Source organism: Catenulispora sp. EB89 (assembly GCF_041261445.1).
Taxonomy (GTDB): Bacteria; Actinomycetota; Actinomycetes; order Streptomycetales; family Catenulisporaceae; genus Catenulispora.
In genome coordinates, this window is record NZ_JBGCCU010000012.1 from 1 (window position 1) to 23,123 (window position 23,123).

18 protein-coding genes are annotated in these 23,123 nt (G+C 70.9%); 7 read left to right on the forward strand and 11 right to left on the reverse strand.

The window, feature by feature from the left end:
- Positions 1-550: 550 nt before the first annotated feature.
- The 3 genes from pip to ABH920_RS24800 all read right to left on the reverse strand — a co-directional run bounded on the left by pip (position 551) and on the right by ABH920_RS24800 (position 4,891).
- Complete coding sequence (gene pip, locus ABH920_RS24790; protein WP_370351505.1) at positions 551-1,513, reverse strand: prolyl aminopeptidase; 963 nt, start codon at positions 1,511-1,513, stop codon at positions 551-553.
- 64 nt (positions 1,514-1,577) lie between these two features.
- On the reverse strand, positions 1,578-2,807 hold the full coding sequence (locus ABH920_RS24795; RefSeq protein WP_370351506.1) for a S8 family serine peptidase: 1,230 nt from the start codon (positions 2,805-2,807) through the stop codon (positions 1,578-1,580).
- Between the two features lie 62 nt (positions 2,808-2,869).
- On the reverse strand, positions 2,870-4,891 hold the full coding sequence (locus ABH920_RS24800) for a hypothetical protein (RefSeq protein WP_370351507.1): 2,022 nt from the start codon (positions 4,889-4,891) through the stop codon (positions 2,870-2,872).
- Positions 4,892-5,114: 223 nt separating this feature from the next.
- On the opposite strand from ABH920_RS24800, the gene ABH920_RS24805 reads away from it, so the two are divergent.
- Both ABH920_RS24805 and ABH920_RS24810 read left to right on the forward strand, forming a co-directional pair.
- Positions 5,115-5,663 (forward strand): SigE family RNA polymerase sigma factor, encoded by a 549-nt coding sequence (locus ABH920_RS24805; protein ID WP_370351508.1) that lies wholly within the window; start codon positions 5,115-5,117, stop codon positions 5,661-5,663.
- Entirely contained in the window at positions 5,660-7,207 is a 1,548-nt protein-coding gene (locus ABH920_RS24810; RefSeq protein ID WP_370351509.1) for a hypothetical protein, read from the forward strand. The genes ABH920_RS24805 and ABH920_RS24810 overlap by 4 nt, the downstream gene beginning before the upstream one ends.
- Before the next feature lie 68 nt (positions 7,208-7,275).
- Here ABH920_RS24810 and ABH920_RS24815 read toward each other — a convergent pair whose 3' ends face one another.
- Both ABH920_RS24815 and ABH920_RS24820 read right to left on the reverse strand, forming a co-directional pair.
- Positions 7,276-8,346, reverse strand: a complete 1,071-nt coding sequence (locus ABH920_RS24815; RefSeq protein WP_370351510.1) for a zinc-dependent alcohol dehydrogenase family protein — start codon at positions 8,344-8,346, stop codon at positions 7,276-7,278.
- 427 nt (positions 8,347-8,773) lie between these two features.
- On the reverse strand, positions 8,774-9,211 hold the full coding sequence (locus tag ABH920_RS24820; RefSeq protein WP_370351511.1) for a TetR/AcrR family transcriptional regulator: 438 nt from the start codon (positions 9,209-9,211) through the stop codon (positions 8,774-8,776).
- 322 nt (positions 9,212-9,533) lie between these two features.
- On the opposite strand from ABH920_RS24820, the gene ABH920_RS24825 reads away from it, so the two are divergent.
- The 4 genes from ABH920_RS24825 to ABH920_RS24840 all read left to right on the forward strand — a co-directional run bounded on the left by ABH920_RS24825 (position 9,534) and on the right by ABH920_RS24840 (position 13,187).
- Positions 9,534-11,369 carry an IPT/TIG domain-containing protein gene (locus ABH920_RS24825; RefSeq protein ID WP_370351512.1) on the forward strand — a complete coding sequence of 612 codons (1,836 nt, stop codon included), beginning with the start codon at positions 9,534-9,536 and terminating at the stop codon, positions 11,367-11,369.
- 111 nt (positions 11,370-11,480) lie between these two features.
- A complete protein-coding gene (locus ABH920_RS24830) occupies positions 11,481-11,678 on the forward strand; it encodes a transposase (RefSeq protein ID WP_370351710.1) in 198 nt (65 codons plus the stop codon).
- 64 nt (positions 11,679-11,742) lie between these two features.
- The gene (locus tag ABH920_RS24835) at positions 11,743-12,096 is read left to right on the forward strand and encodes a hypothetical protein (protein WP_370351513.1); all 354 of its coding nucleotides are present in this window, start codon (positions 11,743-11,745) and stop codon (positions 12,094-12,096) included.
- A 92-nt stretch (positions 12,097-12,188) separates the two neighbouring features.
- A complete protein-coding gene (locus ABH920_RS24840) occupies positions 12,189-13,187 on the forward strand; it encodes an IS481 family transposase (RefSeq protein ID WP_370351514.1) in 999 nt (332 codons plus the stop codon).
- Here ABH920_RS24840 and ABH920_RS24845 read toward each other — a convergent pair.
- Together ABH920_RS24845 and ABH920_RS24850 are read right to left on the reverse strand one after the other, a co-directional pair.
- Positions 13,184-14,044 carry an MBL fold metallo-hydrolase gene (locus tag ABH920_RS24845; protein WP_370351515.1) on the reverse strand — a complete coding sequence of 287 codons (861 nt, stop codon included), beginning with the start codon at positions 14,042-14,044 and terminating at the stop codon, positions 13,184-13,186. The genes ABH920_RS24840 and ABH920_RS24845 overlap by 4 nt on opposite strands.
- Positions 14,041-14,523 (reverse strand): hypothetical protein, encoded by a 483-nt coding sequence (locus ABH920_RS24850; protein WP_370351516.1) that lies wholly within the window; start codon positions 14,521-14,523, stop codon positions 14,041-14,043. The genes ABH920_RS24845 and ABH920_RS24850 overlap by 4 nt, the downstream gene beginning before the upstream one ends.
- Positions 14,524-14,655: 132 nt before the next feature.
- On the opposite strand from ABH920_RS24850, the gene ABH920_RS24855 reads away from it, so the two are divergent.
- A complete protein-coding gene (locus ABH920_RS24855) occupies positions 14,656-15,264 on the forward strand; it encodes a CGNR zinc finger domain-containing protein (protein WP_370351517.1) in 609 nt (202 codons plus the stop codon).
- A 5-nt stretch (positions 15,265-15,269) separates the two neighbouring features.
- Here the strand turns inward: ABH920_RS24855 and ABH920_RS24860 are convergent, their stop codons facing one another.
- From ABH920_RS24860 to ABH920_RS24875, 4 genes are all read right to left on the reverse strand, one after another.
- Positions 15,270-15,989 carry a hypothetical protein gene (locus tag ABH920_RS24860; RefSeq protein WP_370351518.1) on the reverse strand — a complete coding sequence of 240 codons (720 nt, stop codon included), beginning with the start codon at positions 15,987-15,989 and terminating at the stop codon, positions 15,270-15,272.
- A gap of 172 nt (positions 15,990-16,161) precedes the next feature.
- Entirely contained in the window at positions 16,162-17,226 is a 1,065-nt protein-coding gene (locus ABH920_RS24865) for a hypothetical protein (protein ID WP_370351519.1), read from the reverse strand.
- A complete protein-coding gene (locus ABH920_RS24870; RefSeq protein ID WP_370351520.1) occupies positions 17,223-18,578 on the reverse strand; it encodes a PrsW family glutamic-type intramembrane protease in 1,356 nt (451 codons plus the stop codon). The genes ABH920_RS24865 and ABH920_RS24870 overlap by 4 nt, the downstream gene beginning before the upstream one ends.
- 184 nt (positions 18,579-18,762) lie before the next feature.
- Positions 18,763-23,121: a carboxypeptidase regulatory-like domain-containing protein gene (locus ABH920_RS24875; protein ID WP_370351521.1), complete on the reverse strand. Its 4,359-nt coding sequence runs from the start codon at positions 23,119-23,121 to the stop codon at positions 18,763-18,765.
- Positions 23,122-23,123 lie beyond the last annotated feature (2 nt).

The following is a 23,123-nucleotide window of genomic DNA, read 5'->3' on the forward strand; positions in this document are numbered from 1 at the left end:
CGGCGGCGAGGGCACCGTATCCGAAGCCCACCTGGTCAAATTCAGCGCAGTTGACAACGGGCCAGAACTCTTAACTACGCGGCATTGGTCCGGTCTGGCGGTGTCCAGCCGCATCGCTGCTGCTGTGGCCGGGCCTCGTTCGGCTGGACACCACCAGCCCGGCCAGGTTGGCTTCGCCCGTCGACGCGGCGAGGGACCCAGAACCAACACCCCACATGGTCCTTCGGACCCCCTCACCACACCACCGGCCACGCTGCCCCGTCACCATCCGCACCCACCAAGGCGCCAGTCCTCACGCGAGCCGCCAACCGCATCGCGCGCGCCGGTCCGACTGCCGCCCACCGTTGCCAACCGCAGGCCGCCGATGCTCCGCGCGGTGGTTTGGGCCGGCGCGGGGTCGTGTCCGCGCTCGCCGCCGGCCGCCAGCGCAGATCGTTTCGCTGAACCGAACTGCGTCCCCCTGCGAGGTCACCAAACCTTAGGCGAAGCCGTAAAAATCGCCTGTAAACCCCGCCCTCACCGCACCCGCCCGACACCGCCGCCCACAGCCTCAGCGCGCCGCGAACCCGTCGATCGCCTCGATCACGGCGCGCGACATCGCCGTGCTCCCGGTGTGTCCGGCGTCCTCGACTACGACGAGGCGTGCGTCCGGCCATGCCTGGGACAGCTCCCATGCCGTCTGCACCGGGCAGCCCAGGTCCTGGCGGCCGTGGATCAGAACCGCTGGGATTCCCGCGAGCTTTCCCACGTCGCGCAGTACCTGGTCCGGGGCCAGCCATGCGCCGTGGCTGTAGTAGTGCGCGCAGATCCGGACGAAGGCCAGGAGCGTGTCGTCGATTGTCCCGTCCGCCGAATGCGGGGCGCCGTTGGGCTCCAGCGAGATCACCGCGTCCTCCCAGGCGAGCCAGTCTGCGGCGGCCTGTTCCCGTACCGACCGGTCGGGGTGCTCCATCAGCCGCGAGTATGCCGCGAGCAGGTTCCCGTCGCGCTCCGCCTCGGGCACGCCGCGGCGGAAGCGCTCCCATGCCTCGGGGAAGATGCGGCGTACGCCGCGGTAGAGCCAGTCCAGTTCTTCCGGGCGCGTCATCGTCACCGCTGGGATGACCATCTCGCTGACGCGGTCGGGATGCCGCTGCGCGTACAGCAGTGCGAGCGTCGCGCCCCACGAGCCGCCGTTCACCAGCCACTTTTTGATGCCGAGGTGCTCGCGCAGCCGCTCCATGTCGGACAGTGCGTGCTCCGTGGTGTTCACCGACATGTCCGCGGCCGGATTGCTGGCGTGCGGGGTGCTGTAGCCGCAGTTGCGCTGGTCGAAGCGGACCACCCGGTACGCCTGCGGGTCCCAGAAACGCGTCGGGCGGTGGCTGCCGCCGGTTCCCGGGCCGCCGTGGAGCGACACGGCCGGCTTCCCCTCGGGGTTGCCGAGCTGCTCGTAGTAGATCCGATTGCCGTCGCCGACGTCCAGGAACCCGGTGTCGTAAGGGCTTGTCTCGGGATGGAAGAAGTCGGCCATGAGGCCATCGTAGGTTCGGGCCGCGGGCGGACGGGAGCGCCCGCCCGCGGCTTCGGCCGGACGCCTAGAACGCGGACAGCCCGTTCGGCGTCCCCATCCCGGTCGGTCCGTCGTATCCGACCACTGCGTTGCACTGGTAGTCGCCGCCGCAGACCGTGCTCGGGGCGTTCGAGCCGCCGACGACGTCGTTCAGGCCCGCCTGTGCGGACGCCGCGTAGAATGCCGCGGCGTTCGGGTACTTGGCGGGGTTGCCGGCCAGGGCGATGACGCCGGCGACGAACGGCGCGGAGGCGCTGGTGCCGCCGACGATGATCCAGCCCGGCGCGCCATAGTCGGTCAGGTACACCGCCGGGCCGGTGTTCGGGTCGGCGTCGGCGGAGACGTCGGCGACCATGCGGCCGGGGCAGTTGGGGTCGGTCTGCCAGGCGGGCTTGTCGACCCACGCCGAGCAGCCGCTGGCGGCCCCGTTCCACGCCGTCTCGGACCAGCCGCGGGTGCTGGAGTTCCGGGTCAGCGAGGTGCCGCCGACGGAGATGACCGAGGAGAACACGGCCGGCTCGTTCGGGATGCCGTAGCCGCGGTCGCCGGAGGAGACGGTGATCGCGACGCCGGGGTGCGAGTAGTACGCGGCGTCGGCGGGCGTGGTGCTCGATTCGGTCGCGCCGTAGCTGTTGGAGACCTCGGTGGCGCCGAGCTTGACCGCGGTGTTCACCGAGGTGCCGAGGTCGGTGCCGCTGGGCTGGTCGGCCTCCACCAGCAGGATCCTGCACTGCGGGCAGGCCGCCGAGACCATGTCCAGGTCCAGCGCCTCCTCCACGCCCCAGCCGACGTCGGCCGGGAGCGGGGAGGCCGCGCCGCGCTCGTTCACCTTGCGGAAGCAGCCGTTGGCGGTGGTGCACGCGGGCAGGCCGTAGGTGGTGCGGTACACGGCGAGGTCGGCCTCGGCCGTGGGGTCGTCCCCGGCGTCGACGATCGCAATGGTCTGGTTCGCCCCGCCGGCCATCGGCAGGTCGTAGGCGGAGTGCAGGTCAGCCGGGCCGAAACCGGCCGGAGCGGCGGCCGGCGTGGCGGGCTTGCCCGCGGTGCCGGCCGCGCGGCTGATGTGGGCCGGCTCGTGCGCGTCGGTGCGGATCTGCGCGAAGCAGCGGTCGAAGCCGGGCTTCGGCGTGCCGCAGACGTCCTTCACGTTGCTCGCAGCAGCACCGGCAGCAGCACCGGCAGCGGTGGTGCGGGAGACGGGAGTCGCGGCGTCGGCCGGCGTCACGGCTACCGCGATCGCGCTGGCGGTCAGCATGCTGGCGGCAAATGTGGTCAGTATTCTGCGATTCAGAAGCGAAGTCATAACTCTGATTCCCCTCAGCCGATCGTGTAGGCGTTGGCGACGGTCTGCGTGATGGACCCGCCGAGCGCGTCGGTGGCGGTCACCTTCAGCCAGGGCGTGCTGCCCTTGGCGCCGTTCTTCCACAGCGCGACGAAGCGGCCCTGACCGGCCGGGATCACCGAGGCCGGCGTCCAGGTCACGCCCTTGTCGTAGGACACTGAGACGCTCTCGGCAGTGATCGCGGCATTCGAGCCGGCCCCGTTGTAGGACTGGTGGCCGACCGTCAGCGCCAGCACCGCCACCGGGCCGTGGCTGGTGCCGGTGTCGTCGGTGGCCAGCTGGTAGTTCAGATTCAGCACCGGCAGGATCGAGCATGGCGTGGTGCCGCCCGCCTGCGCGTAGCAGATGTTGGCGACCGGGAAGGTCCACGCAGGGTCCGGCGTCGGGGTGTAGGGCACGGTGATGTCGGTGTGCGTCGCCGTGGACTGCGCGAGCGGGAACTGGCTCAGGTCCTGGTCGAACACCAGGCGGTAGGTGCCGGGCTGCTGGGACTGGCCGGTGACCTCGACCCAGGGGTAGCCGTCCTGCGAGGCGATCTGGACGCCGTCGCGGTAGACGGTGAAGTGGCTGTTCGCCGGACCTCCGGGCCCGCCGACGGTGTCCGGATTGCTGTCCTGAAGCGCGTCCAGCCCCAGGTCCACGACGCCGCCGTCGGCGCAGGAACGGCACGGCGCGTCACCCCCGTAACGGCCGGCCTGCGGCGTCAGCGGGCCGTGGCCCCAGGTCCGCCAGGACTCGGTCGGACCGGTGTAGGCCGGGTTGAACGTCTGCAGATCGATCATGGGTGGTTCGATGCCGGCGGCCGGTGCGTCGGGGATGACGTCCCGCACGTACTCCGCGCCGCCGGCCGGCGGGCCGTAGTACGTCGTCAGGGTTCCCGGGACCGTGACGGAGTAGACGCGCGCGAACCCCGTGCCCCTGGGGAAGACCGATCCGGTCAGGTACGCGCCCTTGTGGGACGTGAAACCGGGGTCGATGTCGAACGAGTTGTGGATCGTGCCGAGCGTCGAGGCGTCGATCCGGTAGCTCTGGTTCGCGGCGATGTGGTCGGACGCCGGGAACATCACGTCGTAGAGGTAGGGGTCCGCGGTCCCGGCCGGGCTGGAGGCTCCCCACCCCAGCACCTGGTAGGTGAAGCCGCCGACCTGCGCCGGCTTGGTCGCGTTGGTATACGTCGGCCCGTCGGCCGGGGTCATCAGGATACTGGTCTGCCCGTTGAGGTCGGTGCGGTTGTCCAGCAGGATGCCGCTGTCGTGCACCGCCGGGCGCGGCGTCGTGGCCGTCACCTGGGAGGTCGCGGCGCGCTCGTCGGCGGTCACGGTGACCGGGCCGGCTCCGGCGACGGTGATGTCGAGCTGGACCAGCTGGCGCGTCGTGGGGATGTTCGTCGTCGGGTCGGTCTCGGTGAACAGTGTGGTGGCCGAGTAGTGGCCGGTGGGCACCGCGACCCGGGCCACGCCGTTGGTCAGCGGGATCGGGTTGCTCCAACGGTTGGAGTCGTCGACGTTGGTGAGGAAGGTGAAGCCTTCGGCGGCGCGGCCGTCCATGCCTGTGCCGTTGATCTGCACGATCCCCATCGGGAAGTACGGGATCACCGCGGGCTTGCTGGGTGCACTCGGTGCCGGGAGCTCGTACTGCGACGCCACGAACTGCGCCGGCGCGGCCAGGACGGACTCGGGGATGACGTAGGAGTGCTGCGCGTTCGGGGTGTAGCGGACGGCGGGGACGTTGCTGCCGTCGGGCGCCATCACCGCGACGCTCGAGGTCTGGCCGGAGCCGGTGATGAGGACCCGGTCGCCGTTTGGCAGGGTGCTAATGTGCGGCGCTGCGGCGGTGGCGCCGGCGGTGGCGCCGGCGGCGGCGAGCGGCCGGGCCGCAGACGCGGCGGCCGTGGTGGCAGTCGTCGCCGTGGCGGCGCCGTCCACGGCCATCACGGCGACCGCGGCCAATGCGATGGCCGCCGAAAGTGTCGAGACACGGCGGATACGTGCTAGCACAAGCGTTTCCTCCAGATCATCGCCACGGCCCCGGGACGCGGGATGTGCGGGCGCGGAACCATGGGCTGTCATGAACTAGAGACGTGGTGTGTGAGGCGGTAGGTCTCGCAGGACTCTGAGTTCGTTTTCCGACTGTGATCGCTACTCTCGGGCCGGATGACAACTTTTCCGGGCTCCGCCCTCGTATAGCGAGGCGATACCGAGGAGTCGGGGGAGGAGATCGATGCGCAGACCTGATGACGGTGAGTTCACGAAGCTGGTGGCGGCCAGATCGCTGGCGCTGCGGCGGATGGCGTACCTGATGTGCGGCGACTGGACTCAGGCGGAGGACCTGGTGCAGGTCGCCTTCATCAAGTTGCACGCCGCCTGGGGACGGGTCCGGTCCGAGCAGGGTGTTGACGCCTACCTGCGTACCACGCTGCTGCGCGCCTGCATCGACGAGAAGCGGCGTGCGCACTGGCGGCGCGAGCAGCCCTCGTCGGACGCCATGCCGGACCTGGCCGCGGTCCACGACAGCGCGGTGACCAGGGTGTCGGACCGGGAGGTGGTGGTGGCGGCGCTGCGCCGGCTGCCGCCCGGGCAGCGCGCGGTGCTCGTCCTGCGCTTCTTCGACGACCAGGACATCGAGGGCACGGCGCGGCTGCTCGGCGTCTCGACCGGCACCGTCAAGAGCCAGACCGCGCGGGGACTGGCCGCGATGCGCTCGATCCTGCCCGACCCCGCTCGCCCCGGCGGCGAGGAACTCCTCATGACGAAGAAGGAGCAGTCATGACCGAAGACGGCGAGTGGATGCGGGAAGTTTTCGACACGACGCGGGGCGAGGAGGAGCCCATCTGGTACGCCGACGCGCAGGCCATCATCGGCGGCGGCGACCGCAGGCGGCGGCTGCGGACCGTCGGCGCCGGGAGTGGATCGCTCGCGGTGGTCGCGGTCGCGGCGACGATCGCGGTGAGCCTGGCCGGACCGGGCGGCGGCGGACGGTCGACGACGGCGCCGCCGCCGACCAAGTCGCCGACGACGGCACCGGCCACATCGGCGACCAAGCTGTCGGCGCCGCCGACCCTGTCGACCGGGACGGTCCTGGACCGGGTCGACTTCATACCGGTCGAGGTCAAGAACATGTCTCTGGGCGGCGGCGCCCCGCTGAAGTACATCGCCGTGCCCGAGCCGGCGGTGACGGACATGGGGGCCCTGCTGGCGGGGCTGGACCCGACGTCGTCGCACATCGTCCCGAACCCCAACCAGGGGGTCCCCGCCAAGGCCGTGCCGTTCGGCGACGCCGGCGGCGACAACCTCGCCGACGTCCAGGTCAACTCCACCTGGACGCCGAACGGCAAGCCGGCGGCGCGGGGCGGTACGGCCGGGCTCCAGGTCTCGCCGAACGGCTACCTGCTCACGCAGTTCCTGGACGGCGACGACGCGAAGTTCCAGCCGTCGATGCCCGGCTGCGGCACCGCCGGGGGGCTGGGGGAGACCTGGTCGACGCTCGATCCGAACCCCGCCAAGCCCGACGGCCCGGATCAGGTGGCGTGGGGTGCGTGCGACCACCGCCAACTCGGCGACGGGTCGGTCCTGGCGAGCTCGACGAAGTCGTTCGGCAAGCTCACGGCGATCTTCGCGATGCGGCAGTTCCCGGGCGGTGCCGGGGCTGTGGAGACCCTCTGGATGAACTACACGATCAAGGAGGGCACGGCCGGCATCGGGCCGAACCCGGACACCGTGATCTCGCCGTCGCCGATCACCCCGCAGGACCTGACCGGCGTGCTGTCCGGCGGTGGCATCGCCCCCGGCCTGAAGTCGGCGGCCGCCGTCACGGTGCCGCCGACCCTGCTTCAGACGTCGGACTTCGGCACCGGGTGGAACATCGACGTGACCGGCACGCCCAACCGGCCCTCCACCCTGGTGACCGACGCGTGCGCGAGCGTCCAGAAGGATCTGCTCGGCCCGACCGTGCCGGACTACACCTTCTCCGGGCCGACGCCCAGCGGGCTGAACGTCCGGGCCGACGTCCTCCGGCTGACGGTGAAGGCCGGGACCGGCGCCCAGAAACTCGCCGACCTCCGCCATCAGGCGGAGACCGGATGCGGGGACACGACCGTGGCCTCGCTGCCGAGCGGGATCGGGGACGGCGGCTTCGTCGAGAACATCCCCGGCCTGCCCACCAAGACGTGGAACGTGTTCGTCCGCTTCGGCGACGTCGTGATCCAGGTCGACGTGACCAGCCCGGAGGGCTCGTCCTCCTTCACGCAGGCCGACAAGCAGTGGGTCACCGGCCTTGGTGCGAAGATCGCGGCGCGGTTCGCGGCGAAGGGCTGAGGCGGCGTCGTTTCGGCGACGCACACCCCGGGCCCGGCCGGATCGTTCTCCGGCCGGGCACGGCGGCATCAGGAAGCTGATTCGGCTTCGGGCTCGACCGAACCGGTGTCGGTGCCGACGGCGACTGCGACTTTGCCCTGCCGGCTTCCCGACGCCACGGCCTGATGCGCCTCGCCGACGGTGCCCAGGTGGTAGGGCGTCGGGTCGACGATGGGCGTGATCAGGCCCTGGTCCACCAGGTCCGCCGCGGCGGCCAGCGCGTTTCCGTGGTGCGCGCGGTGCTTTCCGGTCAGCAGCGGCAGCAGGGTGAACACGCCGGAGTAGCTGGCGCCGCGGAAGCTCAGCGGCGCCAGGCTGTGCTCGCCCCAGCCCAGGATGCTGACGACGCGGCCGGTGTAGGGCCGTACCGCGGCGAAGGAGAGGTCGAGGGTGGCTCCGCCGACGGTGTCGAAGATGACGTCGAAGCCTTCCCCGCCGGTGGCCGACTGGACGTACTCCTCCATGGACGTCGCACGGTAGTCGATCGGCTCGGCGCCCAGGCCGCGAATGGTCTCCAGGTTCGCTTCGCTGCCGGTGGCGAAGACCGTGGCGCCGCGCGCGATCGCCAGCTGCACCGCGATGTGTCCCACGCCGCCGGCGCCGCCGTGCACCAGCACGAGCTGGCGTGGGCCGACCCCGGCCCGGTCCACGAGCCCTTCCCAGGCGGTGATCAGCGCCAGCGGCAGCGCCGCCGCCTCGACCATGCTCAGCCGGACGGGCTTGCGGGCCAGCAGGTCGGCGTCCACGGCGGCGTACTCGGCCAGGGTGCCGGGCAGCCCGCCGACCCCGCCGGCCATGCCGTAGACCTCGTCGCCGACGTCGAACCGGGTCACGCCGGGACCGACCTCGGTGACCACGCCGGCGAGGTCGATGCCGAGCACATGCGGCGGCTTGACCTGCGCGTGCCCCGCCGCGCCGCTCTTGATCTTGATGTCCAGCGGGTTCACCCCGCTGGCCTTGACCCGCACCAGCACCTCGCCCCGGCCGGGCGTCGGCCGCTCGATGCTGCGCAGGGTCGGCTCGACACCGAACTCCTCCAGGACGACGGCGCGCATCCGTGGGCGCTCCGGAGTCGGGCTGCCGGTGCTGTCGGCTGGCATGGATTCCTCCTCGTCTGGACCAGTATCGGTGGTCGGGGCTCCTGCCGGGTGATCGACCGGCGCTGCCACAACCCCGTCGGCGTCGTGGGCATTCCGATCGCCGACACGGCGACTCCCAGCGGCCAGGCCGCCAGCCCGCGAGTCCGCCAGCCCGCCAGCCCCTAGTCCACGGGCACGTCAAGGACGGGCACATAAAGTCAGACAGCGGCCAACTCGCCGTCGCCGCCCGGGCCCGTAACAACACCACGACGTTCGGACGGACACACGGGTCACACGGCGATCCGAGCTGATCGCGTGTCCCGCCGAGGCGAATCGTGCCGGGTGCCGGGCGGTCAGGTCGTGGGGGCTGTGACGGCCGCGTCGACCAGGGCCGCAGCCGCGGCGCGGGCAGCTTGGGCGATAGCGGGGATGTGGTCCATGTCGGCGGCTATGCCCCCGCCGTCGTAGAGCAGTTGCAGTTGTTCGCCCAGGCGCCCAGGCGCCCAGGCGCCCGGGATCGCGGGCGCCGGCCGCTTCGGCCAGGCGGGTGAACATGGTGCGGACCGATCCAGCTGCGGTATTGCTCCGTGGACTCTTTGATCTGACCGCCGGGTTCGGCCGTGGCGTCGGCGGCGGCGAAGGCACAGCCGTGGAAGTCCGGCTGGCGGAAGATCTGCGCCTGGGCGTCGAAGACGGCCAGGATCTTCTCGCGTGGGTCTCCGGCCGCGTCGATGGCGCGTTCCAACCGGCCGGTGGTGCCTTCGTGCCGCGTGGACAGGTAGGCGCGCACGAGCGCCTCCTTGCTGCCGAAGGTGTTGTAGAGCGAGCCTTTGGCGACACCGGCGTGTTCGAGGATCTGCCGGAGCGGACCGGTCCGCTCCGACAACCGCAGACCGCTGAGACCATCAGGGGCCTACGACTGTGGGCGACCAACGAGTACGAGCACGACGGGCTCCGCGTCAGTAGCGGACGCGTGCTCGACCGCCTGCTGCGCATGGTGCGCGGCCAGATCTGACCGGATGGCGCCCGCCGAGATCGGAAGAAATTTCGAACCCTGACGAACTTGGCGCGCAAGTACCTACCCGAATCCGGTTATATCGGCTGGGATATCTCAGGTGCGGAGCGCCGGGATGGGCGCCCGCCTTCGGGAGGGGATCTTCACAGTGCTATCCAAACTCAGGCATGCCGGGCGCCGATCGGCGTCCGCGGTGTCCGCGTTCGCTCTGGTCGTGGCGGGGCTGGTCGGTGCCACCGGCATCGCCACCGTCACTGCGGCGCCGGCGCGCGCCTCCACCGCCACTACCGCCGCCGACCTGGCCTATGTCGTGGACTCCGAACACGGCTTCGACAGGGGGCAGGTCCATGTCATCGACGTGGCCACCGGCACGGTCGCCAACTCGGTGCCCGTGCCGATCAAGCCGGTCTTCGTCGTGGCGAGCCCGGACAAGCGCACCGCCTACGTTCTCACCGCCGGTAGCGCGCAGATGTTCGATGGGGAGGTCGCCGTGATCGACGCGGCCACCAGCAGGGTGACTCACGTCATCGGCGTGTGCAGCGACTACACCACGGACGAGGCGCTGAGCCCGGACGGCAGCCGACTGTGGGTCGAGTGCGGCGACGGCGAGATCTCGGTGGTCGACACCGGCACCGACCAGGAGATCAAAACCTTCAATGTGGGAGCGCGCTGGCCCAGCGGCATCACGTTCTCCCCGGACGGCTCCACTGTCTACACGATGGCCTGGCTGCCGTCGCCGCCGCCACTGAGCGGCTTGCTGGTGATCGACAGCGCCAGCTACACCGTCACCGCCACGATCGGCTACGACGACCTCGACCGGGAGATGGTGCTGAGCCGGGACGGGGCCACAGCCCTCATCCCGCAGTCGCATTACGACCTGGGCACCCATATCACGACGCACTGGCTGAACGTGATCGACACCGCCAAACGCGCCATCACTGCCACGATTCCGATGCCCGAGGGAGGTAGCGGCGGCGTTCTCGATCCGACCGGCACCGCCGCCTACTACTGTGCCGACAACGGCATCGCCGTGGTGGATATGGCCAGCCTGACGGTCACCAGAACGTTGAACATCCCGTGTGGCTCGCTGAGCTTCGGCCCGGACCCGAACACGCTGTACTCCATGGCTGGCCCGATCTACGTGATCGACGTCGCCGCGGGGAAAGTCACCGGCTCCATCACCGACTCCTCATGGGTGGCGGTACGAGGGCCGGCCGCGTTCGTCCGGGCGCCGGTCATCCCGACGGTGGCCGCGATCAGCCCCGCGAAGGGCGCCGAGGCCGGCGGCGGCACGGTCGTCGTCACCGGCGGGCCGTTCCTCGGCGCGGGCGGCACGACCGGCGTCAGCTTCGGCGGGGTCCCGGCCGCCTCGTACACCGTCGACTCCGACTCGCAGATCACCGCCGTCGTCCCGCCGCAGACGGCGCGCACGGTCGACGTGACCGTCACGAACGACAACGGCACCAGCGCCACCGGGCAGGCCGACCAGTACACGTACGCGGCGATACCGACGTTCGCCTCGATGACTCCGAACAGCGGCGTGTCCAGCGGCGGCACCTCGGTCGTCATCACCGGCACCCACCTGTCCACGACCACGGCGGTGTATTTCGGCGGGACCGCGGCCTCCTCGTTCACCATCGATTCGGACACCCAGGTCACCGCGGTGACCAGGGCGCAGACCAACGGCACCGTCGATGTGACCGTCACCAACACCTCGGGCACCAGCACTGCCGTCCCCGCGGACAAGTTCACGTTCTTCTCACCGGTGCCGATCGTGACGTCGGTCAGCCCGCCCTCGGGCCCGACAACGGGCGGCACCACGGTGACGATCACCGGCGAACGGTTCACCGGCACGTTCCGCGTCGACATCGGCGGCGTGGCGGTGCCGTACACCCTGGACTCCGCCTCGCAGATCACTGCCGTCACGCCGCCGGGCCAGGCCGGCCCGGTCGATGTCACGGTCACCACCGACGTCGGTACGAGCGCGACCGGAACGGCTGACTACTTCACCTACACCACATCGCCATAAGGATCCGGTGGGCGGGTCGGGCGACCGACCCGCCCACCGGCCAGGCCCGGTAGGCTGCCGGCTCGGCCCGATCGGCTCAAGCACTCCACGATTCCGGAACGTCGTGACCAGATCGCCGGACGCAAACGCCGTGGCAGTGCCGGCGGTCGACCGCCGGTGTTCGATCGGGAGGACTACAAGCTGCGGCACGCCGTAGAGTGCGGGATCAACCGGCTCAAGCGACACCGGGCGGTGGCCACGCGCTACGACAAGCTGGCCGTCCGGTTTGCCGCCACCGTGACCATCGCCGCCCTGACCGACTGGCTGTGATCGCCGGTCGCGACCTGGAATGTTGGTCGCGACCGGATCACCCTGGCAGCCTGGAAGGACATCGATGCCCGCCTCGTACTATCGCGCGGACGCCGAGAACGGCGACGGCATCGACGACCCGTCCGAAGACGCGCTGTTCATGATGTTCGGCGAGCTGAACCACTCCAACAACACGTTCGTCGTCATCCAGCCCGACGCCGACGCCCCGGCCTGGTTCGCCTCGGTATCGCTGCTGGACGAAGGCGGCTACGAAGTAGAGCTGCGCGACGTCCGCAACCGCGAACACGAGCTGACCGTCCAGACCGACATCAGCCGCATCGCCAAAGACGTCACCATCTGGATGGCTGCCGCAACGGCGCCAAACCGTCAGCCGACTTCTAAGACGCGCCCTAGTTGTACTGACCACAGAGGTTGGTGACGGGGCTCACGGCCGAGTGATCTTGAAATGAGTGAGGGCCTTCTGGCTTGGTGTGGATTGCGACGTCTGCACCAGCGACCAGAAAGGCCCTCATGCCCCACCGTAACGCACCCCTGTCCGAGACCGGCCGTCTGCGCCTGGCGCGCTGCGTTGTCGAGGACGGCTGGGGTTTGCGCCGGGCCGCCGAGCGGTTCCAGGTGTCCCCGACCACGGCCAAACGGTGGGCCGACCGGTACCGCCAGCTTGGCGCGGCCGGGATGACCGACCGTTCGTCCCGGCCGCATCACAGCCCACGCAGGACGCCGACACGCAGCGAGCGGCGGATCATCAAGGTGCGGCTGGCCCGCCGGTGGGGGCCGGCCCGGATCGCCTGGCTGCTGGGCCTGAACCCATCCACCGTGCACCGGGTCCTGCGCCGCTACAAGCTGGCCCGCCTGGCACACCTGGACCGATCCACTGGCACGGTCGTACGCCGTTACGAGCACGCAGCGCCCGGTGACCTGGTCCACGTCGACATCAAGAAGCTCGGCAACATCCCCGACGGCGGCGGACACCGCGTGCTTAGCCGACAGGCCGGCAAGGGCAACAGCTCGGCCCACCGGGACCCGTCCCGACCCCGCGCCGCCTCCAACCGACCCAACCTCGGCTACGGCTACCTGCACAACGCGGTCGACGACCACTCCCGCCTGGCCTACACCGAGATCCTGCCCGATGAGACGAAGGAAACCGCCGCCGCATTCTGGACCCGCGCCCAGGGCTTCTTCGCCACCTGCGGGATCACCGTGACCCGAGTGATGACCGACAACGGATCCTGCTACCGGTCCCACATCTTCCGCGACACCCTGACCGCCGCAGGCATCACCCACAAGCGCACCCGGCCCTACCGACCCCAGACCAACGGCAAAGTCGAACGCTACAACCGCACCATGCTGGAGGAATGGGCCTACGCCCGGCCCTACACCAGTGAGACCGAGCGCCGGGACGCACTGGCCGGATGGCTCCACGCCTACAATCACCACCGCGCACACACCGCGCTAGGAGGCAAGCCACCAGCCAGCCGCGTCCCTAACCTCTCGGGTCAGTACACCTAGCCCGCGAGCAGCCGGCCGGCGCTGAGCCAGATGGTGTAGGGGTTGACCCGCTCCGGATAGAGGTCGACGACCCGGGCGAAGAACTCGGCTCGGGTGGGCTTGGCCTCCAGCAGCGCGGACGTCGTGTCCAGGTAGCGGTGGGTCTCATCGATGTCTGATGCCGCGTCGGGGCGCCGGGCGTCCTTGTGGCCGGCCACGACGTGTCGTGGCTCCAGCGTCGCAACCAGGTCGAGGGCGCGGTGCCAGGCTTCGAGTCCTCCGTTCGGGGTCTCGGCGAGGTACTGGTGGACGTTGTTGTAGACCACGTCGCCGGCTGCCACGAGACCCAGTGACGGCACGTGCAGGACGGTGCTGTCGTCGGTGTCGCTGTGGCCGGCCTCGATCGACACCAGCCGGTGGCCGTCGATCTGGAATCCGTCGGCCGGCACCTCGTCGACCGCGGCCGCCGCGGCCGCCAGTGCGGCTCCGTCGGACAGCTTGTCGCCGAACAGGCTGGTCCAGAGTTCCGGCACCTTTCCGCCGGCCACGCTCTCGCGAATGCGCCGACGCGTCTCGCCGCCGGCCAGGACGGTGGCGCGGGGGAAGCGGCGCAGCAGCTCGGCGGTGCCGAACCAGTGGTCGCCGTGCCAGTGCGTGATGTAGATGTGGGTCAGTTCCCGCTCGTGCGCGGCGATCCAGTCCGCGAGCGCCGCGGCCTGTCCGCGCGTGATCGGCGGATCGACGACGGCCGCCTCGCGGGCGCCGTGGACGAGGGTGTGTGCCAGCGGCGACCAGTTCGCCGTGGTGCCGTCCGGAAGGCTCGCCCCGCGTACCGGCTCCAGGCCGGAGACGAATACGTCGTACTGCAGCGCGTTCATGAGTGCACCTGCGTTCCCTGGAGGGCCGGGGCCGCGAGCGACCCGGGATCGGCCGAGAAGTACTGCGCGTACTCGGTGCCGGCGAAGTGCTCGGCCATCAGCCGCGACCACAGCAGCACCGAGCCGAGCGGACGGTGGTTGATGACGATGTGCTGGGCCCGGCCCGCCTCGTTGTAGCGCACGACCACGATGCTGCCGATCGGCGCGACACCCTTGACCTGCGCGCTGTAGTCCTCCGCGAACCCGTAGCCGGGCTCGCCGTACGGGCCGGCGTACTCGAACTCCTGGTAGTCGTACAGGGTCTTGGCGAAGCCGAGAATCGTGCGCACCGCCTCCGGCCCGGTCACGACGCCCGTCATGACGGACGCCTCCATGGTCACGTCGTCGGCGAGCTTGTCCAGCCACGCCGGCCGGTAGTCCCGGTTCCGCCTGCCCTCATCTCCGCTGCCCAGATACGTGCTGTCCAGATACGTCGCCATCGCGATCTCCGTTCCCAGACTTGGATGACATAGCCAAAAGCATCTTGCTTCTGTCTACTAGACATAACCATAGGCACATAGCCTGTGTCCGCACAACCCGGCGACCGGCCCTGCGGCAGGTACCATGACGGGATGAAGGCTGTCGCGACGGATCAGGCGCTCCAGCCCGCCGGGCGCGCGCCCGGCGGGCTGGTCCTGGTCCAGGACCTGGTCAACACGGCAACGCTGGAGAAGTACGCCGAGCACGCGTACCCCGGCGATCTGCTCGCGGACCTCGCGGCGGCGAACCGTTGGCTGGACGGCGCTTTGACCCAGTGGGCCGCCGCGAACGGCCAGACCCCGCCGCCCGCGTTGCACCTGGCCGAAGCCGACCTGGCGCCGCTGACCAGGTTTCGCGAGGCGGTGCGGGCGCTCGCCGCCGGCCAGGACGACCAGCCCCAGGCCGCCGTTCCGCTCGGCGCCGCGAACCTGAGCCTGCGCATAGACGGCGACGGAGTGGTCCGCCACGGCACGACGGCCTCAGGCTGGCGCGGCGTCTCCGCCCTGGTGGCCGGCGAGATCATGCTCGCCCAGCACACGGGAACGTGGTCGCGCTTGAAGACCTGCCGCTACCCGGTCTGCGGCGTCGCGTTCTACGACGAATCGCGCAACAACAGCCGGGTCTGGCACGACGTGCGCACCTGCGGCAACCGCACCAACCTGGCCGCCTCCCGCGAGCGCCGCCGAGCCGTCGGTGCGTGACCGGGTCAGGTCACGAGCAGGTGGGCCTGGAGCCAGTGGCAGACGGAGTCGACCGTCGGCTGGTGGAAGACGCTGTGGACGATCGCCAGGACGATCACGCTGACGATGTAGAGCATGATCGACACGGGAGCGTACGCCCCCAGCGACACCAGCGACAGGATGATGCCGACGGCCAGCACGGCCATCCCGATGGCGAGCGAGACGGTGAACCAGGGGGTTTCCACGGTCGGGACGGCCGTCGACGTCGGATGCTCGAAGGACGGCAGGATGCCCGCTTCGCCGGTGACCGGCACCGCGGGACGCACGACGGGCGTCGTCGACAGCGCGATGAGCGCGCCCAGGAGCAGGACCCAGCCGAGGGCGACGATGCTGGCGATGGCACCGTGGATCACCTTCGCCACGGCGTGCGCCGAGTTGAGTTTCGAGACACTGACACCGAGATGGTCGGTGACCACGACCCCGGTCCTGAACAGGGTACTGGCGATCAGCAGGAAGATGAGATCCCACAACCGCGATTCCGGAGCCGCGCGCGCGAACTGCAGGCTGGTCGGATGGATGCTGAACGCGGTGACCCGGTGACCGTCCAGGATCTGAGATCCGCCCGGCGGGGCGAACTTGGCCCCGAACAGTGGCAGGGGCAGCGCGATGAGGAAGATCACGGTGCCGAGCCACATCAAGGTGAGCCCGCGGGGGGTTTCCAACGGTGCTGGTCTCAGTGATGCCATGCGGCTCTCCCCAGTTCGACGGACCCACACGGGTCTGACGGACAGGTCGAGCGGCTGGCGCCGGCTCGCCGCAGGTGCCATCGTCTGCGGCGAGCCGGCTGCGTGTCGTGCTGCGCGTTGTACGGCGAGTCGGCTGCGTGTCGTGCTGCGTGCCGTGGCCCTTGCGGCTACCTCACCGGCTTGGGTGCCCGGTCGCGTCGAACCGTGCGACCGGCGCGCCGCCGTGCCACAGCTCCTTGCTGCCGTCGGGGTGGTAGACGACCATGCCGCCGTCGGGCTGGGCCGCCGCCACGGACTGCGGCGGCTGCCACTGCGGCACCGGCGGTTCCTGCCACGTCTGCACCACCGTGCCGTTCGGGGCCAGGCGCCAGCAGTTGCCGTCGGGGGCGCGCACGTCCTGGGTGCCGTCCGGGTAGTGGGTGCTGCTGGTGCCGTCCGGGTTGAGGACCGCGGTGGTGTGGAACGACGGCGTCCAGCTCTGGCTCGGGGCGTGCGGCGTGCTCTCGACGTGCGACATGCTCTGGACGTGCGCCATCGGCGGGTTCGGGCCCGGCTGGTTCAGCATCGGCGGCGGCGCCGGCGGCGGGTTGGCCGGGATCAGCGGCTTGGTCGGGTCGAACTGCCAGTTGCCGGAGCCCTCGAACATGCCCGGGGTCTGACCGATGATCTGCGGCGTCCCCGGCGACGGCGACGTGGTGTCCCACTGCGCGCCGATGGCCCAGTCCGGTCCCGGCGGCTGGGCGCCGCTCGGGTCGTGCGCGAACCGCGGGTCGTAGTCGGGCGAGTCGTAGGACTGCGGTCCGGGCAGGCTGTCGGCGGGGGTCGGCGGGAAGAAGTACGGGTCACGCAGGTGGGCCGGGTCGGGGTCCGGGCCGGCGTCGAGGATGAGGCCGCCGGGCGGCCGGGCCATGATGTCGGGCATGGGCCGGTACGGCGGGGGCTGCTGCGGGCCGGCGTCGGCACCGTCACCGCCACCGTCACCGCCGCCCGCGCCCGCGCCCGCGTCAGCGGACTGCGAGCCGCCCGGAGCCGCGGGAGCCGACGGTGCGCCCGGCGAGGCAGGCGGTGCGGCAGGCTGTGAAGCGGGCGGGGTCGGCGGCGGAGCCGAGGCGGTCAGCGCCGGTGCCGCTGCGGCGGTGCCGGTCGCGGCCGCCGTCGAAGCGTCGGCCTGGTTGGCGCTCGGCGCTGCGGCGGTGTTGTGCCAGAGGTCGAAGATGGTGTGCAGCAGTGAACTCATCGCTGTCCTCCGAACGGAGCCGGCTGCCAAAGACCGTGTTCCTGAGTTGGTTCCTGGCCTGGCTGCCAGCCTTGTTGCAGGCCTGGTTGAGGCGCCAGTTGAGGCACCGGTCGAGGCGCCGGTCGAGGAGCGCCGACTTGGAGCCGTGCCAGCTGCACACTGCGCCGACCGCTCTCTGCCGCGGTGAGCCACAGCCAGCGCGGAACGCCGACCTGCTTCGGCTGCTGCGCGCCATTCCAGCCCGTCGGGGCCCTCGTAGCTCCCCGCCACTCGACCACCACCATCGCCGCGACACCGCCGATCAGCAGCACCGAGGACAACCGCCCCCATAACGTCACCCCCGACAGCAGCCCGATCCACCCGGGCGCCGCGTCCCCGGCCAGCGCCTTGCCGTTCCACGAGGCGTGCTCGGCGAACGCGACCAGGAGCCCGCCGGGTACCGCGAGCCACGCGAACCGCCAGCGTCGCCGGTAGAGCACGCCGACCCCGAGCCCCAGGCCGACGACCCCGGTGTACAGCAGGTGTCCGGCCCCGACCTGGTTCACGCCGCTGATCTGGCCCTGGGTCGGGAAGATCACCGAGAACGGCGCGGCGCCGCCGAAATGCGCACCGCCGCGACCGAACATCGCGTCCTCGTACAACGCGAAACCCGCGCCGACCCACATGCCCAGCAGCGTGATGTCCAGTGCCGACGGACGCACCTCGCGGCGGCGTGCCGCCAGCCACACGATCAGCACCAGCAGCAGGGCCTTGAAGACCTCCTCGATGGCCGGGCCGATGACCGCGCCCTCCAGCAGGCTGTCCGGGCCGTAGTGGTTGTAGATCGGCACGTTCACCACCCGGACCAGCGCGCTCACCGCCAGCAGCCCGGTGAGCCCGGCGCCGAGGTGGACCCGCCACGTGAACGTCCGCACCGACCCGGCGGCGACGGTCACGATCGCCAGCGTGAAGCCGTGCGCGAACACGTCGCCGAAGAACATCCCCAGGCCGCCGGCCCTGGTGATCCGCGGCAGCGTCGCGACCAGCACCGCCCCGGACACCGCGAGCCCGGCCAGCGACACCCGGTTGAGCACCTTCGCCCGGTGCGCGGCCGACGCCGAGCGCGCCGACCACAGCAGCAGGATCCGCAAACTGATCGCCACCGCGCCGAACCCGATGCCGACGGCGGCCGAGCCGGGCAGCAGATGCAACGCCCGCAGCACGATCCCGGCCACCGACACCGTCAGCGCCGCCACGGCGAGCAGCGCGAGCCGGCGGTCGACGGCGGACTTGGCGGCGGAACCGGTGGCAAGCTCGGAGGCGGCGGGCGGCATGCCCACCGGAGGCGGCGGCGGCGAATACGCCATGGTCATCGCGTGCTCACCGCGCAGCGCGCCCATCCCAGCGGCAGCAACCTGATCGGCATGAGATCCCCCTAGCTCTCGATCGGACATGAACGACGCTAGGGATTCCAGTCACTCATCGAACCCGTGGAACTACGCGAATCCGCGACAGCGGGTCAGGCCACATCGCCTGACCCGCTGTCAAAGCAGTCCGCTACGCGGCCGCCAGCGAGAAGTCGAGCTCGTACACGCCGCCTCTGCGGACCACCACCTCCTTGCTCTGCGAGGCGTACCCCGTGCCGGAAGCGACGACGACCAGCGACTCGCCCCGCCCGGGCAGCCACAGCGAGTACCCGCCGTGGGCGTCCGTGGTGACCGTGTACTTCGGGTGAGCGCAGGTGCCGGACGCCGCATCGCGCGCCGCGCACAGCTGCACCGTCGCGCCCGGAAGTGGCTTCGCGGCGCCGCCCGCCGTGGCGGCCGAGGTCACCGTGCCCGTCACCGCGCCCCAGGACCAGGGCGCGGTCGCGTGCAGCTTCACCGGCAGCGCGTTGGTGACGTACGGCGCGTCGGTGGTGAACGTCAGCGCGCCGGCGTACCGGCCCGGGGCGGTGAGCTGCGAGGCGTCGACCGTCACCCGGACGGTGACGCTCTGCCCCGGCGCCAGCTCCAGCGCGCCGCGATTGCGCTGGGTGGTGAGCCAGGAGACGGCGTCGCCGCCGCACTGGTCGAACCCGGGCAGCACCTGCGCCACGTCGTTGCCGCTCGGGAACCCGAACCCGGCCGCGATCGAGCCGCCGATCTGGTACATGCCGCAGCTCGTGCCGCCGCTGCGGAACGTCGGGTAGACCGCGTTCGGCAGCGCGCTCCAGACGTTGTTGACCGGGTCGTACTGCTCGGCCTGGTTGGTGCTGTCGACGCCGGAGATGCCGCCGACGATCTGCAACTGGCCGTTCGCGCCGCTGGACGACATGCCCCAGTCGGGGTACGGGATGTCAGCGGCCTGCGTCCAGGTGTCGGTCTTCGGGTGGTAGAGGTACGTCGAGGCCAGGCCCTCGGTGTGGCCGCCGGAATCGTGCGTGTCGCCGCCCGCGCAGATCACCTCCGCCGCGATGCCGGCACAGGCGCCCCACTGCATGGGCACCGGGTAGTCAGCCACCTTCGTCCAAGTGTCGGCGCTCGGCGAGTAGCGGTAGACGGCCGACGAGAGCGTTCCGCAGCTGTCGGTGGCGCAGCCGCCGACCACGTACAGGCTGCCGTCGAGCACCGCGACCGTGGCCGAAGACGTGCCCTGCGGCAGGTTCGCGACCTGCGTCCAGGAATCGCTGGACGGATGGTAGGCGTAGACGGTGGACTGGATCTTGGCGTTGCCGTTCCAGCCGCCGACGACGTACATCGTGCCGTTCAGGAAAGCCCCCGCCGGGGACTCCAGCGCCTGGGGCAGCGGCGCGATGGCGGTCCAGGCGGCATTGACCGGGTCGTACACGTAGCCGTCGGCGCGCGCCACACCGCCGATGATCTGGTTCACGCCGGCGACCGAGTAGGCCCGGCCCTGGTAGTACCCGACGGCGTTGTCCATGACCGGCTCGGGATAGTTGGCGATGGCCTGCCAACCGCCGGTATCGGCCACCGGAGCGATCGCAGGAGCCTGTTTCGCCGGTGCCGGTGCCGGTGCCGGTGCCGGAGTTGCCGGATCAGCGTTCGCGGAGGGCACTGCCGGACCGGTCGGGTAGCTACCCGGCACCTTCTTCACTGGCACCGGTGCCGGCACAGTAGCTGCCCCGGCCGGGGACCCGGTCTCCGGAGCCGTCGCATCGCTCCCCGCCGCCCCGCCGACCGGTGCGGTGGAGCCGCCGCTCTGCTCGCCGAGCGCGACGTGCAACGGCGCCCGCCCGGTGTTGGTCAGGGTGATGTCCCGCTGCGTCTTCTTGCCGAGTTCCGCGCCGACCGAGAGCGACGACGGACCCACCGAAAGCCGCCCGGCCTGCACCGTGACATCGTGCTCGACGACCGAGTCCGCGACCGTCCGGCCGGTCGTGGCCGCCGTGGCGTACCGGTTGGCCGCGGTGGTGTAGCTGTGCCGGCCGGCACCCTGGCTGAACAGCCAGTAGAAGCCGTCGGCGGTCCCGGTCCCCTCCGGAGTCTGGTGGCTGGTCCCGCTGGTCGCCGCGCTCGCCGCGTCCGTGGTCACCGCGCCGTTGAGCGGCTGGTGGGTGTTGCCGTCGGTGACGGTGCCCTCGACGATGCCGCCGGGCACGGTGCGGCAGGTGCCGACGTAGACGTTGTCGATCTGCCACAGCGACTGGCCCGCGCCGCTGTAGTGGAACCGCACCCGGACGCCCGCGTGACCGGCCAGACCGGTCAGCGGCACGTCGACCGCGCCCTGGACGACGCTGCCGTTCGCGGTCCAGATCTGGTGCCAGGTCTTGCCGCCGTCGCCGCTTCCGTCGACCTCGGCGACGGTGCCCGCGGCCGGCAGGTACGCGGCGAGGAACTTCAGGTCCGCACCGGGCTGTCCGGACAGGTCCATGACCGGCGACACGAAGTCGGTGTCCTCGGCCGCGCCGTTGTGGTCGTACGGGTCCGCCGTGCCGAAGTTGCCCGATCCCGTCGTGAGGTTCCACATCGAGTTCGGGTCGTCGAACTCCCACGTGTTGGCGCCGCCGTTGTTGTCGGTGACGGTCCAGCCGCCCTTGCCGGTGGTCCCGTTCCAGCCTTCGAAGTCCGCTTGGGCCGGGTAGGCGTAGCCGGGGGCCGTGCAGAGGTTCTGATCGGCTCCGACCGCGAGGTCCCGGGCCACGTCGGCGGTGCCGACCGTGACCGACTGGTCGGCGGTGCCGTAGCCGGGATAGATCGGCGCCACGTGCACGGTGTAGGTCGCGTCCTCGGGCAGGCTCACCGAGTACGCGCCGGTCTTCGGGTCCGAGTAGATCGCGCCGTACGGGTAGCCGTCGATGGTGATCTTCGAGTACAGCCCCCACTTGTGGCCGGTCGAGTCGAGCACCTTGCCCGAGACCGTCTTGGACGGGATGACGGACAGCGCGAGGTTCACCGTCGTGGTCTGATTCGCGGTGATCTGCACGCCGGCCTGCGTCGCGGATTTGAAGCCGTACGCAGATGCGGTCGCGATGTAGGTTCCGTGCGCCACTTGGGCGGTGAACTTGCCTTGCGCGTCGGTTGTCGCGTGGAACGTCAGGCCCTGCGAGGAGTCGGTGAACACCACGCTGGCGTTCGGCAGCGGGCTGCCGGTCGAGGAGGTGAGCGTTCCGGTCGCGGTACCGAAGCTGCCCAGGGTCAGCGCCGTGGTGCCGTTCGGCGTGCCCAGGCCGGTCGGGCCGTCCCAGCCGACGCCGGCGGTGCACAGCACATTGCCGCAGCTGCCGTCAGAGCCCTTGGTCACGTCGAACAGGTGGTTGCCGCCGAAGGCGTACGGATACGTCACCGGGTACGTCCCGGCGGCCGGAGCGCCGGCCAGGGCGTACATCGCGGTGATCAGGGGCGCGGACAGGCTGGTGCCGCCGACCTGCACCCAGCCCGGCTGGCCGAGCGTGTCGTAGACCGCCAGGCCGGTCTTCGGGTCGGCGACCGCCGAGATGTCGGTGGTGGCCCGCTTGGCGCAGGCGGTGGCCAGGCCGCTCTGGTAGACCGGCTGCGGCTCGTAGGCCGAGCAGCCGGAACCGCCGGAGGCCCAGGCGGTCTCGGTCCAGCCGCGCGCCGTCGACGCGTCGGCGGTCAGCGTGGTGCCGCCCACCCCGACCACGTTCGGGTCGGACGCCGGCCAGTTGACCACGTTGCCGGTGTCGCCGGAACTGGCCACGATCGCCACCCCGGGGTGGTCGTAGTCGCTGTCGGCCACCTCGCCCGGGAACTCGCCGGGGATGCCGTAGGAGTTCGAGACGTACTTCGCGCCCAGGCTCACCGCGGTCTTCTCGGCGGCGCCCAGGTCGGTGGAGGCGGCGCTGGCCGCCTCGACCAACAGGATGTGGCACTGCGGGCACGCCGAGGACACCGCGTCGACGTCGAGCGAGGTCTCCTCGGCCCAGCCCTTGTCGTCGGCCGGGTAGTCGGAGCCGCCGGTCTGGTCGGTCTTGCGGAAGCATCCGTTGGCGGAGGTGCAGTCGGGCAGGCCGTAGTGCTGGCGGAAGACTGCCAGGTCGGCCTCCACGGTCGAGGCGCCGAACGCGTCGACGATCGCCACGGTCTGGCCCTGGCCGCCGTCGGGCAGGTTGTAGGCGGCCTTGATCTGGGCCGGACCCAGCGCGGTGGCCGGCGGTCCGTCGGTGCCGGCGATCAGGCTGCGGACATTCGTGGTGGCTTCCAGCGCGAAGCAGACCGCGTGATCGGGCGCCGGATCGGGCACGTTGCACCCCGCCGGGCTGTAGTCCGGCTGGTTCGCGGCGAGCTTGGCCAGGCGCGGGTCGCTCTGGGCCAGGGCCGTGGGCGGCTTGGCGGGCTGGGTCGGCCCGGGCGGGTTCGTACCCGCCGACGCCGGCGAGGCGTAGCAAAGGCTGAAGCCGAGGAGGCCGGCTATCAGTCCCAGAAAGGGCGCGCGACGGCGCCCGGGGGAGTGCATCG

Excerpts from the sequence above, each read along its gene's own strand:
- pip (WP_370351505.1), bottom strand. The coding sequence starts at position 1,513 with ATGGCCGACTTCTTCCATCCCGAGACAAGCCCTTACGACACCGGGTTC.
- ABH920_RS24795 (WP_370351506.1), bottom strand. The coding sequence starts at position 2,807 with ATGCTGACCGCCAGCGCGATCGCGGTAGCCGTGACGCCGGCCGACGCC.
- ABH920_RS24805 (WP_370351508.1), top strand. The coding sequence starts at position 5,115 with ATGCGCAGACCTGATGACGGTGAGTTCACGAAGCTGGTGGCGGCCAGA.
- ABH920_RS24810 (WP_370351509.1), top strand. The coding sequence starts at position 5,660 with ATGACCGAAGACGGCGAGTGGATGCGGGAAGTTTTCGACACGACGCGG.
- ABH920_RS24815 (WP_370351510.1), bottom strand. The coding sequence starts at position 8,346 with ATGCCAGCCGACAGCACCGGCAGCCCGACTCCGGAGCGCCCACGGATG.
- ABH920_RS24835 (WP_370351513.1), top strand. The coding sequence starts at position 11,743 with ATGCCCGCCTCGTACTATCGCGCGGACGCCGAGAACGGCGACGGCATC.
- ABH920_RS24840 (WP_370351514.1), top strand. The coding sequence starts at position 12,189 with ATGCCCCACCGTAACGCACCCCTGTCCGAGACCGGCCGTCTGCGCCTG.
- ABH920_RS24845 (WP_370351515.1), bottom strand. The coding sequence starts at position 14,044 with ATGAACGCGCTGCAGTACGACGTATTCGTCTCCGGCCTGGAGCCGGTA.
- ABH920_RS24850 (WP_370351516.1), bottom strand. The coding sequence starts at position 14,523 with ATGGCGACGTATCTGGACAGCACGTATCTGGGCAGCGGAGATGAGGGC.
- ABH920_RS24855 (WP_370351517.1), top strand. The coding sequence starts at position 14,656 with ATGAAGGCTGTCGCGACGGATCAGGCGCTCCAGCCCGCCGGGCGCGCG.
- ABH920_RS24860 (WP_370351518.1), bottom strand. The coding sequence starts at position 15,989 with ATGGCATCACTGAGACCAGCACCGTTGGAAACCCCCCGCGGGCTCACC.
- ABH920_RS24865 (WP_370351519.1), bottom strand. The coding sequence starts at position 17,226 with ATGAGTTCACTGCTGCACACCATCTTCGACCTCTGGCACAACACCGCC.
- ABH920_RS24870 (WP_370351520.1), bottom strand. The coding sequence starts at position 18,578 with ATGACCATGGCGTATTCGCCGCCGCCGCCTCCGGTGGGCATGCCGCCC.
- ABH920_RS24875 (WP_370351521.1), bottom strand. The coding sequence starts at position 23,121 with ATGCACTCCCCCGGGCGCCGTCGCGCGCCCTTTCTGGGACTGATAGCC.